Here is a 12,389-nt window from a genome sequence, read left to right as displayed (position 1 = left end):
ACGGAAGACCAAATGCCCGAAAGTATTCACCATTGAAAGATAAACTATTACAGTCCGTTCTCTCGGCGAAGTGCCAATTTCTGGATGAATTCGTTCACCTCCGACCTGCTGATTATTCTGTTTCTGACGCTGGCAAACGGGTTATTTGTCATGTCTGAACTGGCGATCGTGTCTGCCCGCAAAGTCCGCCTTCTGCAAAGCGCGAATCAAGGCGACGCTAAAGCGAGAGTCGCCCTACGTCTAGCAGAGCAGCCGAATAATTTTTTAGCAATCGTTCAGGTCGGCATTACTTTAATTGGAATTGCGTCCGGTGCATTCGGGGAACAAGCCTTAACTCGTCGATTAGAACCATTCTTTCAATCCGTGCCCTTTCTTGCGCCGTACAGTCAAGCGCTGGCGTTTGGAATTGCCATTTTGAGCCTGACTTATCTGACGCTGATTGTCGGTGAACTCGTACCAAAACGACTCGCACTCAACTCGCCAGAAGTGATTGCAACTTGGGCAGCCGTTCCGATGAGTTTGATGGCAAAAATCGCAGCGCCGATCGTCTATCTGCTCAGCACGTCTACCAATATTGCGGTTCGATTTTTGGGCATTCGTCCGTCGGATGATCCGCCTGTCACCGAAGAAGAAATCCGCGTGATGATCGAGCAGGGCACAGAGGCGGGAATGTTCGAGCAGGCAGAAGAAGACATCATGAAGCGGGTGTTTCGGTTGGGCGATCGTCGTATTAGTTCGTTGATGACTCCCCGCTTAGAGATTACCTGGATTGATCTGGAGGATTCGATCGACGAAATTCGCCGCCAGATAACAGAAAGCGCTCATGCTCGATTTCCCGTTTGTCAAGGTGGATTAGATCACTTGCTCGGTGTGGTGCAAACTTATGATCTGTTGGTTAATCTAATGTCGGGTCAGCCGCTTGAGTTTACCAGTTCGCTCCAGACTCCGGTGTTTGTGCCAGAAAGTACCCGCGCCCTGAAAGTATTGGAATTGTTTAAACAAACCGGAACTCAGATTGCGTTCGTGGTCGATGAATATGGGGTGATTCAGGGATTGGTGACGCTGACGGATGTGTTGCAGGCGATCGTCGGAGACATTCCCACAGTTGAGGAGTTAGCAGAACCGCAAGCGATTCAGCGTGAGGATGGTTCTTGGCTGCTCGATGGAATGCTGCCCATTTATCAATTTAAAGAGATTTTAGACCTTGAAGACCAAGAGCTTCCCGGAGAACAGCGAGGTAGCTATCAGACGTTGGGCGGTTTTGTGGTGATGTATTTGGGACGCATTCCCACCGCTTCGGATGCTTTTGAATGGGAAACACTCCGGTTTGAAGTGATGGATATGGACGGCAATCGCGTGGATAAAGTTTTAGTTGAGGCTGCTAAGTCTTACGGAACAATCCAAGAGATGTAACACTTAAGCGAACAGCGCATGAATCGCTAACCAAATACAAGCAGGATTGTTGCTGGTATAGCTCACCCGATGTTTTTGGTGGGCTGGAATCAATAGATAATTTCCTGCTTTGAGATCGATCTCACTCCCATCCTCATACATTAACTGCGCTTCACCCTGCAATAGCAACACCCATTCATCGCGGGGTTGATTGTACCATTCACCTTCGGGTGTGGTTTGTCCAGTTGAAATAATGCGTTCAATTAATAGCTGATCGGTTTCGATTAATGGCTCAAATAGTTCTCGATCGAGCGATCGCTCCCCAATCTCAAAGATGTTTCCAATCATACCTACCCTTGAATTGCTGCTATTACAACCTGAGCAAAGTTGCCCCACGTGGGTTTAATCTGAAGTCTTGCAAAACATCGCGAACAATTGAGCAAATTCCGATGATCCGCAAACCAAACCGGAGTCAGAGGCATTCGGAACGGTGCATACAAGACAGATTTCTGGGGTCGATCGAGAAAGCAAGCGTTATGCACAAAGCCTTGACCGGATTGAATATCGTTCGCATCACTGCCTGGATAAGCCCCCCAAGTCAGTTGAGGCACGCCAAAATTGGCAGCCGACCAAGCATTCACGCCGATCGCGCCATACTTCAAATTCGCAACCGCATTTTCTACGTTTGACTTCGACAAAATTACGCAGGACAAATTGCCCCAAATTTTCTCATTAGCAAAGGAAACGACACGATCAAGAAATTCTTCTGCGGTCGTCGCGTCTAAACTCACTTCAGCCAGCACTCCACAAAAAGCTTCGTTTTGTAGCGCATAATCATCCTCAATATTCGGAATGAATGTCCACGGTACAATCGCTTCCGTGCGAGTGCCGAAGATTTCAGCTTGGGGATAACGATCGAGAAATGCCTGATAGCGCTGTTGCGCCCCTGGATAGTAAGCGTTGCGACTGGGAGTTTTGGCGAGTTCTTCTCGGATTAGATCGAGGAAACGATCGCGCAGTTTCCACCCGCTTGCCGTCACAATCACCTGTGCAGCCACACAGTTAAAACTGGCATTGTTGACTACCATACTCGCGACATGACGAGCTTGATATCTTAACTCCGACTCAGACCAATCGCCGGGAACAATCAAAACCGGAGTGACACAGCCTAGCTCAGAGGTGATCGGCTTCGGCTGAGGGAGTGATTGAACGATCGCTTCATAAGTATGATGCGACCCCGTGATGTGAATGGTGTCAATTTTTGGATGCTGACAAAGAAATGCGCCGACATCAGCGCCACCATAGACAATTTGTAGAAAACCATCCGCGATTAACGGCTCAAACGCTTGCTCTAAAAACTTTCCGACGTAGGCATTTACCGGATTCATCTTCAGCAAAACGACTTGATTTTCAGCAAATAGCTTGTGAATTGCATCGAGCGGCGGCGTTGCTCCGACATTCCCCGCTCCCAAAACCAGCGCAACCCCTCCAGCTTGAGAAACCTGACGAGATTCAAAATCCCCCACTCGTGGGGAATTTAGGGGGCTTTCTGAGTCTTCAGCCGCACCTCGATCGAGCCAAACTTCCCCCCGAAACCCAAGCCAAAGCAATCGATCGAACCAATTATCGGGGAACACCCGCGCAATATTATTTTCGATTTTTGCAGTTCGTCCTTCGAGTGTTCTGACGATCGCCCGCAGCATCGTCAAGGTCGCTACTGCTCCGGTCAGATATTCTTCACCTACCCACTTTGGATCAAATCCCTTTGCCTCACACGCCGCGATCGCCCACGGCTCTGCAACGGCCATCACACCCTGCATACACCGCTTCAGATAATCAATCCGCGCTGCCGTTTTGACCTGGAGCCACGCAGATTTCCGGGAATTTAGTAAATCGATCGCACATTCGATTTGGGTAAACATTTCGTAGGTCAAAATCGTAATGACTATGATATAGTTGTTAAAGTTTCGTGATCCTAATACGAAACCTGCTACTCTTGCAAGGAGAATTAAATCCCATGACCCAAGAAGGATGCTTGCGTGTCGGTCAGAGCGCACCCGATTTTGCTGCTACCGCCGTCATCGATCAAGAATTCAAAGACATTAAACTGTCTGACTATCGTGGCAAATACGTGGTGCTGTTCTTCTACCCGCTCGATTTTACCTTTGTTTGTCCGACCGAAATTACCGCATTTAGCGATCGCCACGAAGAGTTCAAAGCGATCGGCACCGAAATCCTTGGAGTATCAGTCGATAGCGCGTTCTCGCACCTCGCTTGGATTCAAACCGATCGTAAATCGGGTGGTGTGGGCGACTTAAACTATCCATTGGTTTCAGACATCAAGAAAGAAATCAGCACCGCTTACAATGTGCTTGATCCTGAACAAGGAATTGCACTGCGCGGTCTGTTCATCATCGACAAAGATGGTGTGATTCAACACTCGACAATCAACAACTTGTCGTTCGGTCGCAGTGTGGATGAAACGCTGCGGACGCTGCAAGCGATCCAATACGTACAATCGCACCCGGATGAAGTTTGCCCCGCAGGTTGGAAACCCGGTGATCAAACGATGAATCCTGATCCGGTGAAGTCGAAGGAATACTTCGCAGCGGTTTAAGCATTCTAGACAGGCTGAGTATTGCCCCTAAGATTAAGGTCTTGGGGGTTTTATTTTGCCAGTTTTATTGTTTATTGCAATCGTGCGATCGTCTCATACCAAATTGATTTTTGAGTGCGACAGATCTCGGAAGCCCCCTAAATCCCCACGAGTGGGGGACTTCAAGCCAAATCTGTTTCGGATTCTCAAAGTCCCCCAGTATGGGGGATTTAGGAGGCGAAGGATCTGTCGCATCCACAAATCAATCTGGTATCAAATAGCCTTCTTTTGATAGACGGCATTGCTAGATCAGGAGTTCTATAACAGTTGTGATGAGATCAAACCGATAGCAATGACTGTAGAAGTTTTAAGAAAAAGCGACATGATGGCGCATCTACTGGATGCGCTAGATGCAGGGGAAGACATCGGACATTATGGGCGATTAGTGTTTGCGATGATTGCGCGGCATTTCTTGTCAAAAGAAGAAGTGATTGAATATCTTCTGAAGGACAAGGACTGCGACGAAACCGAAGCAACATCGCTTTACGAGCAAGTTCAGGGCAAAGATTACAACCCGCCGAAGCGAGATCGTATTCTCGAATGGCAGCAGCAACAAGAGTTTCCCATCTGCCCAAATTCCGATGATCCCGATGCTTGTAATGTCTATCGAGATTTAGAGTTTCCGCAGCACGTTTACGAACATATCTCAAGCTACTACGCGCATAAGGCTTAGCTACTTGTTGGGGGTGAGGAGTCCTATCCTCTACTCCCCAACTTCTAACCGCCCATACCCGGAATCAATCCGCCTCCTAACCGTTTCAGCGCCCGATTTGCTACATCTGCATAACGCAGTTCGCCACACATGATTTTGCCCAGTCGATCGGTCGCAGTCGGACGCTTCACACCAACTTTGTAGCCAATTCCCGGCACACGATAAAACAGATTCGCCAGCCGTTGTGCCCAAACCATGTCGCTACCCCAGTCGCGCTGAATCGTTTCGGTGTATTGCGCCAAGGCAGATTGATCTCCATTCAACGATTGATCGATCGCTTCTGCAGCTTTCATACCGCTATACATCGAAGGACGAATCCCTTCAGCCGTCATTGGATCAACGATCGCAGCCGTTTCTCCTGCCAACACTGCATTCTGAGTATGCAGTGTTTGATCGCCATCCCAAAATACGATCGGATGCGTGTAAATCTGTGCGCCACTGGTATTAAAGCCTGCTTCCTTTGCATACTTCGACAAAGCAGCGTTAAAATCCGTGCGATCGTCCCCTCGAAATGAGGCGGTTCCAGCAGAGAATCCTTCTGCTTTCGGTAAATTCCAGATAAAGCCGTTTTTCAGCATTCCGAAGTCGAACTGAGCAGTATTGCCGATCGCTTGCGGCGCTTCCATTACCGCACCCATGCGGGTTTTGCGCTCTTTGAATCCGAGCCATTTTGCCATCGATCCTTTTGCACCATCAGCAGCAATGAGATATTGAGCTTCTAAGGTTCCAGCCGTAGTGTTGACTTGCCAGTGATTGCCTTTAAATTCGATGCCTGTAACTGCGGTTGCATCTTGGAGTTTCGCGCCTGCTTGCTGTGCCTGCTGCATCAAATACTCATCAAACAGATCGCGCTGCACCATCCACATCGGCTCAGGTGTATTGAGCGTTGCATCCACTGGATCACCAAGCTTCCAGGTATAGCGAATCGAATTCACTTTACGCGAGATCACGGGGCTGAAATCGAAATCGAACCATTGAGCGATCGCAGGAGATACCCCACCGCTACAGGGTTTATAGCGAGGGAGAGCTTCTTTTTCCAGCACCAAAACAGAGCGTCCACGTTTGGCAAGATGATAGGCAGCAGTTCCTCCGGCGGGGCCTGCTCCGACAACAATACAATCAAACATATGCTGGAACCTCACTCCTACGTCAACGCTATGTAGATTATTCAAACGTTCAGCTCGTGATCCGAACTGTTTCGGTAATTCACAGAAATGCTCTGCTAGTGTACGTTAGATTCTAAAAAAATTCCGGCGTTTCTCAGCTTAGGAGAGCAATCATCATCAAGTATTTACAAATTTCCCGATGAACTCTGTAAGGAGATGCTTGAAAAGTCTTCGATCGTTATCTCGAAGCGAAGAGACTTTCTAGATGCTTCAAACATCATCTAAGTTGCCGAATGATTTGAACGAGCAGGCTAAAAGAGTGCGAATTATCGCTCTAGCCAAGCCCGCATTTTACCCGGATTTAATAATCCGTAGGGATCAACTTTTTCTTTGAATTGAAGTTGCGCCAAATCCACCATTTTCATCCCACCATCTTCGATCAAATAGGTATGAGGATTGAAAATAAACGCGCCTTTTGATTCATGATGAGCGATAATCTCATTCAATCGTTCTTCAGTCGAATACCGCACCAATTGCAGCGAAGCCGGACGTGCCGTTCCTTCCACCCTCAAAAACTCCAAGTGCATCATCACTTCATCACCATAGTGATGATACATTTCTTCTAAAAGCGTCAAATTTTTGTCATCTGGAAATAGCGTTTGTAGATAAGTAATCGACGAATCAACGCTGCGAGCATGAAGCGTTGTATGATTCCAACTATACTCAGCTAAAGCAAATCCTTTTCCTGCATCTTCAGCATTTTTTTGATAAGAAATCTCACCACCGAATTCTTTTACAAATTCATTGAGCGGCTCTAAACAAGTCTCAGAAACAATCAAAAGCGCACAACTTTTTCCGCTCGGAATATAGCTTTTCAAGGCCGCGAAATAGTTCGGAATGGGATCAGCGCAAACGCACACCAATTTTTTGATCATGCCGTCCGCATCGCTGAGAGATTGCCCAAATCGAGCCGCGTTCATAAAATCCGAAAAGGTCACAATCACTTCTGCCCAAGGATAAGCAGGCGCAAGCGGAATCTCTAGTTCCGTGATAATTCCATTTGTGCCATACGCATGAGCCACTTGGTACACCTCATCCCCGCGCAATTCCAGCACTCTTGGCTGATCTTCCATTGTGACCACTCGCACTGCCAGAAGATTGCCCCGATCGCGCAGTTGTCCATAAGTCACCGAGCCAATTCCGCCGCTACCGCCACCGATAAACCCGCCGATCGTTGCAGTGCGATAGGTGGACGGAGCCATGCGAATTTCCCAGCCGATCTCGCGGGTTTGTTTGTCGATCGCCGCTAGTTTCGCACCTGCCTCGACTCGCAGCAAACCAGGCTTCATCCATTTCACTGCGGTCATTCGAGTTAAATCCAAAATCACGCCGCCTTCGAGCGGAATACATTGCCCGTAGTTTCCGGTTCCCGCACCCCGCACGGTGAGGGGAACGCGATATCGAACACACGCTTGCGCCACTTGTAACACTTCTGCTTCATTCACTGGACGCACTACCACATCGCCGAATTTGTCCTGCAATTGAGGCTGCAAAACTGGGCTGAAATGATAGTAATCCTGCGAGAGTTTTGCGACTTGGCTTGGCTCGGTGATGAGATCAAGTCCTGCCAAATCTGCTAAAACCGATGCGATCGCGTTAGAAGTGGTCGTTGTCATCCTGCTGTCCTTATAGTCTTGTTTCTGACTATAAAGGGATTTTTCGCTTTCAACTGTACTTGCGATCGCAAAATTTCTAATAAAAAACCCTGATCCGAAGACCAGGGTAAATAATCAGGGTGCATCTACCATTCCACTATTCCCAAAGTGAGAGAGCTATCCGGAGGATTCGCAAAATTTCTAATAAAAAACCCTGATCCGAAGACCAGGGTAAATAATCAGGGTGCATCTACCATTCCACTATTCCCAAAGTGGGAGAGCTACCCGGAAGAATTAGCGACGTTTTTGAGATTTAAATCGACGATCGCGCTCTCTTTGAGGAGCCTGAGACGATTTACCGAATGCAGCGTTGTAGATTTTCTCGTTTGCCTCGGCAGATTTGAATAGATCAACGATCGGGTTCGGATAATCCACGCCTAAGCGCACGTTAAATCGCTGCTGCTCCACAGGCAAAAGTTTCCAAGGCTCATGAACTTTAGCAGCGGGAACCTCTTTCAGCGCTGGGAGCCAGTGTTTCACATAAGAGCCGTCTGGATCGTAGTCCTTCGATTGCTTGATGATGTTGAAAAACCGAAATCCCCGCGCATCATTTCCGACTCCTGCGGTGTAGTTCCAGTTGCCCCAATTGCTACAGACATCGTAATCAATCAGTTGAGACTCGAACCATTCTGCACCCCACTGCCAATTGATTCCCAAATTTTTTGTGAGAAAGCTGGCGACATTTTGCCGTCCTCGATTCGACATAAATCCGGTCGCGGCAATTTCCTGCATATTCGCATCTACAAGCGGAAAACCTGTTTTCCCTTCGCGCCAAAGTTCAAACCGATCGACATCTTTTTTCCAAGCGATCGGAATCCGTTGCAAGCCCGATCGATAAAAGATTCGATCGCCATGTTTCGCGACAATAAACCGGAAATAATCGCGCCACAGCAATTCAAAAATCAGCCAGTAAGTTGAGTCGTTCCGCACCCGCTTCGATTCATAGTCTTGAACTTGCGAATAGAGGTAGCGCGGCGACAAACATCCCAATGCTAACCATGCTGAGAACTTAGAAGAGTAATCGACTCCCAGCATTCCGTTGCGCGTTTCTTTGTAAGCCTTGAGTGCATCTTGATTCCAGAAATACTCCTGAAGCCGCGCCTTTCCCGCTGTTTCACCGCCCTTGTACGGAATCATGCCTCTTGGATCTGGTTCTGGTGCTTCGAGTCCAAACACACTCAACGCTGGAATCTCACCTGGACTAATCTCCGGCAATTGCGGCAATCGCTCCGGAGTCGGAAGCACTTCGTACACAGTCGAAGACTTCTCAACCTGCTTGCGGAAACTTGTAAATAGTTCTGGAGTCTCGCTAATCTCGAACGGTAAATCGTCACGATGATAGAGTGTATGTCCCCAAAATTCTTGAGTCGAAACGCCGATCGCTCTCAACGCCTCACTTAATGTCTTTTCAACCTCCGTTTCTTCGGAAGTAACTTCGTGATAGTAATAAACCAATTCAACGTTCAATTCTTTGGCGATCGCCGGAATCACTTCTTCGGCTTTCCCTTGCCGCACAATCAAATCGCTACCGAGCGATCGTAAACTCTCCCGCAAGTCCGCAACGCTTTCGAGTAGAAACTGCGCTCGGATTGCCCCAGTTTTGGGAAATCCATACGGAGTCGTGCCAAACTGCCTCGGCTCAAAACAATAGACTGGAATAACACTTGCACCGGATCGAAGTGCTTTTACTAACGGTTCATGATCATGAATCCGTAGATCATTGCGATACCAAATAATAATCCGCTTCTCTGCCACGATCGAGTCTTGTAAACGCTGCACGTCGATCGTAACGTTTCTAAACAAGAGCGCGACCGTCAAATGGACGATCGCTTAATGTTGGCTCTTCAGAAGCTGAGACTCTAGCCTGCAAAAGCCGATAAATTCTGCAACGGACTCAGCAATGCGGGAATGAATCCCTGTAGGATTTGAAGCGCAAAAATCGCCAAAATTGCTGAGAAATCGATTCCACCCAGCGGCGGAATGACGCGACGAAATAGATTCAAATACGGATCAGTCAACTGGCTCAAAATCGCGAAAGGTTGTTTATACCAGTCGATATTCGGAAACCAACTGAGCAAAATGCGAATAATCAGCAGGGCAAAGTAAATTCCCAGAAACCGATCGATCGTTGTAGCAAGCAAAATGACTGGACTCATATCCTTTCCTTTTGGTGTAGGGAATGTGATTCACTCTCAGAACAGTTTAAGCGATCTTTTTTGTTCTTGTACTCTTGCTGCGGAAGCACGTCATTCTTCTCGAATAATTTCTCGCGCTCCGGGCAAATCGTTCTCAATGGCGCGTCCGTTCACGTTGCCTAACTGCTGGCGCACATCATCGATCGCATCATTCAATTGAGCAATCTTATCTTCTAAACCTCGACGCGCTAATTCAATATTTTGCTCGGTCGAGGGACGCATCCGGCGTTTTGGCTTGGGGAGTTCTGATTTGGCTTGAGTGTCTTCGACTTCTTCTGCAAATCGTTGCGCAGTTACGACCGAGCCGATAATCCCGCCGACAATGCCACCGACGATCGCCCCCAGAACAAATCCACCAGAAAAATTATCTTGTTGACTCATACGGCGATCGTTCCTCAAACTCTATAAGACTTCTATTGTATCGATCCTCAAGTCCCAAAGATCCGATCACCCGCATCTCCCAATCCGGGGACAATAAATCCGCGATCGTTCAGCACTTCATCAATCCCTGCCGTGTAAATGCTCAAGCTCGGATAAGCCGCACCTAATTTTTGCAGGGCAGGTGGAGCGGCAACGACTGCAACAATTCGCACAAAAGCTGGATCAATTCCGCGCTGAGTTAACTCTTCCATCGCTCGAATTGAGCTTCCACCCGTTGCCAACATTGGATCAACGATCAAAACTCGCGTTTGCGGATCAAAGCGATCGGGCAATTTATTCAAGTAGCAACTCGCTTCGAGCGTTTCTTCATTTCGCACCAGTCCCAGATGGTAGATCGATGCTAAGGGTAACAACGACTGTGCGCCATTCAGTAAACCGAGTCCAGCCCGCAGAATCGGTACGATCACGATCGGGACTTCAGAATTGACAAAGGTTGCCGGACAGGGAGCGAGAGGAGTTTCGATCGTGGTGTCGATCGTTGGCAACCATTCGCGCACGGCTTCATACGTGAGCCACCGTCCTAATTCTGTGATTGCACTGCGAAATATCGTTGAGGGTGTTTCAGCATTCCGAGCGACACCAAGCCAATGTTTGATTAGGGGATGGGGTGGAACGTATACACGCAGTTGCGGACTCATAAGCGCTCATCTTGAATAATCTGAATCATCATACTCCTTACTGCTTCAATATTTTCGGTGATAGGTTGAAAAATTGCGCGATCGTCGCTGCCGATTTTATTGAAATACTTTCTCATTAGTGTTGACAAAATTTTTCAACAAGCCGTATAGTAATTTTCAGTGTTCTCCTCTCTAGAGGATCGCGCACGGTGCGGTTATATGTAATCTTGTGATAGAGTTTCCGATCGTACCGTGCTTTCTCTCTTTTAATGGCGACGGAATTTCACAATATCGGATACGTCGGATTAGCCAACTGGATTACGGGCGAGGAATCTCGAACACCGAGCTAGACGTTGCAGCGAAGCAGCAGAAGAGTCGTTTAGAGCGTGCTGGGTGTACGGAGATCTACTTTGATTTACAGCCGGGCAGCGATGACAACCGCCCGGACTTTGAACGCTTAATGAAGGCGAAGGAGCGCGTCGACCGAGTGACCATCACTCGAGATGATCGAATTACCCGCTCGCCGCAAATGACGCTCGATCTAATAGAAGTGTTTCTCAAGCAGAATATCGAGCTCGTAATCCTCGATATGGGCGACGATCCGATCGATCTGGAGAATCCGTACGTTTGGAAGAGCCGCGTCCAAGCAGGACTCGATGCAGCGTTTGAAATTCGGATGTTGAGTATGCGAATTCGGCGCGGTTACGAGTATTTCCGTCAAATGCAGAAAGCGAATCCCGCCGTGCCGTTTGGGTATCGACGCTCAAAAGAAGGCAAGTATGAAGCCGACCCGGATCAGTGGGGGACGGCGCAGACGATTGTGCAGACGTTCTTCGAGTGCCGATCGCTCAGTAAAACCTGTCTGTTAATCAAGCAGCAGTACGGCAGGGAGATGACCCGGACGACGCTGCGGCACTGGTTAAAGAGTGAAGTGCTGAGAGGCAACACACCTTATAAGTTCGATCCAAAGACGCGGGAGCCGGCTGAGGTCGTGCATGGAACACACACTGACATTCTGATTAGTCCAGAGCAGGCTCTATTAATTAATGAGATCAGTCGAGAGAATCGCAAGTTAGGCGGCAAGCGGCACAACGTTCCGTATCCGCTAGGAAGTGGGCTGTGCCGCTGTCGTAAGTGTGGCGCGACGATGGGAGTGAGGAAATTAATTAAATCAGAGCCGGACGAGTTGGTTTACACACTGCGCTGTAACAGTAACTCCAAATCGGCTTCAATCTGTGACTTTGGATCTGAACCGCGCTCGTTTACGATCGAGCCCCATGTGGTTGCCGCGTTAACCGAGAAGGCAGCGACGATTGCTGAACTGGCGGTTGGAGAAGTGAAGCGGCGTGAATCACCTGAGCTAGGCGCCTTGCGAGTACAACGCTCGCAACTGCTGGCGATTCCTGGAAACAACCCGGCGATTCTCGATGCGATTGAGAAAGTGCATATTTGCACAACTTCGGCACCTAATTCTCACCTTTCTTCGGCAGGTGATTCTCACTCAACTTCGGCAGGTCTAACGATAGCGTAACGGAACCGAATGAAAATTGCAAGC

General features: G+C 48.4%; 12 protein-coding genes. 4 read left to right on the top strand and 8 right to left on the bottom strand.

Going from position 1 to position 12,389, the window contains the following annotated elements; genetic code table 11:
* Positions 1–84 precede the first annotated feature (84 nt).
* Positions 85–1,413 carry a hemolysin family protein gene (locus NC980_RS11810; RefSeq protein WP_190375203.1) on the top strand — a complete coding sequence of 443 codons (1,329 nt, stop codon included), beginning with the start codon at positions 85–87 and terminating at the stop codon, positions 1,411–1,413.
* Between the two features lie 3 nt (positions 1,414–1,416).
* Here the strand turns inward: NC980_RS11810 and NC980_RS11805 are convergent, their stop codons facing one another.
* The gene (locus tag NC980_RS11805) at positions 1,417–1,740 is read right to left on the bottom strand and encodes a cupin domain-containing protein (RefSeq protein WP_190375202.1); all 324 of its coding nucleotides are present in this window, start codon (positions 1,738–1,740) and stop codon (positions 1,417–1,419) included.
* Between the two features lie 2 nt (positions 1,741–1,742).
* The gene (locus NC980_RS11800) at positions 1,743–3,314 is read right to left on the bottom strand and encodes an aldehyde dehydrogenase family protein (RefSeq protein ID WP_190375201.1); all 1,572 of its coding nucleotides are present in this window, start codon (positions 3,312–3,314) and stop codon (positions 1,743–1,745) included.
* Positions 3,315–3,409: 95 nt separating this feature from the next.
* Between NC980_RS11800 and NC980_RS11795 the strand changes: the two genes are divergently transcribed.
* A complete protein-coding gene (locus tag NC980_RS11795; RefSeq protein WP_190375200.1) occupies positions 3,410–4,009 on the top strand; it encodes a peroxiredoxin in 600 nt (199 codons plus the stop codon).
* Positions 4,010–4,340: 331 nt separating this feature from the next.
* Positions 4,341–4,721, top strand: coding sequence for a hypothetical protein (locus NC980_RS11790; RefSeq protein WP_190375199.1), 381 nt, complete (start codon positions 4,341–4,343; stop codon positions 4,719–4,721).
* Between the two features lie 44 nt (positions 4,722–4,765).
* On the opposite strand, the gene NC980_RS11785 is transcribed toward NC980_RS11790, so the two are convergent.
* The 6 genes from NC980_RS11785 to upp all read right to left on the bottom strand — a co-directional run bounded on the left by NC980_RS11785 (position 4,766) and on the right by upp (position 10,855).
* Entirely contained in the window at positions 4,766–5,887 is a 1,122-nt protein-coding gene (locus NC980_RS11785; RefSeq protein ID WP_190375198.1) for a geranylgeranyl reductase family protein, read from the bottom strand.
* A 305-nt stretch (positions 5,888–6,192) separates the two neighbouring features.
* On the bottom strand, positions 6,193–7,542 hold the full coding sequence (locus NC980_RS11780) for an FAD-binding oxidoreductase (protein ID WP_190375197.1): 1,350 nt from the start codon (positions 7,540–7,542) through the stop codon (positions 6,193–6,195).
* 273 nt (positions 7,543–7,815) lie between these two features.
* On the bottom strand, positions 7,816–9,336 hold the full coding sequence (locus NC980_RS11775) for a DASH family cryptochrome (protein WP_190375342.1): 1,521 nt from the start codon (positions 9,334–9,336) through the stop codon (positions 7,816–7,818).
* Positions 9,337–9,440: 104 nt separating this feature from the next.
* Positions 9,441–9,737, bottom strand: coding sequence for a YggT family protein (locus NC980_RS11770; protein WP_190375196.1), 297 nt, complete (start codon positions 9,735–9,737; stop codon positions 9,441–9,443).
* Positions 9,738–9,827: 90 nt separating this feature from the next.
* Positions 9,828–10,157, bottom strand: coding sequence for a hypothetical protein (locus NC980_RS11765; protein WP_190375195.1), 330 nt, complete (start codon positions 10,155–10,157; stop codon positions 9,828–9,830).
* A gap of 47 nt (positions 10,158–10,204) precedes the next feature.
* A complete protein-coding gene (upp, locus tag NC980_RS11760; RefSeq protein ID WP_190375194.1) occupies positions 10,205–10,855 on the bottom strand; it encodes a uracil phosphoribosyltransferase in 651 nt (216 codons plus the stop codon).
* A gap of 208 nt (positions 10,856–11,063) precedes the next feature.
* Here upp and NC980_RS11755 point away from each other — a divergent pair, with 208 nt between their 5' ends.
* Positions 11,064–12,365 carry a recombinase family protein gene (locus tag NC980_RS11755; protein ID WP_190375193.1) on the top strand — a complete coding sequence of 434 codons (1,302 nt, stop codon included), beginning with the start codon at positions 11,064–11,066 and terminating at the stop codon, positions 12,363–12,365.
* The last annotated feature ends 24 nt before the right edge of the window (positions 12,366–12,389 follow it).

Source organism: Leptolyngbya sp. AS-A5 (genome assembly GCF_039962495.1).
Lineage (GTDB): Bacteria > Cyanobacteriota > Cyanobacteriia > Leptolyngbyales > Leptolyngbyaceae > Leptolyngbya.
This window is presented reverse-complemented; position numbering and strand designations above follow the sequence as displayed.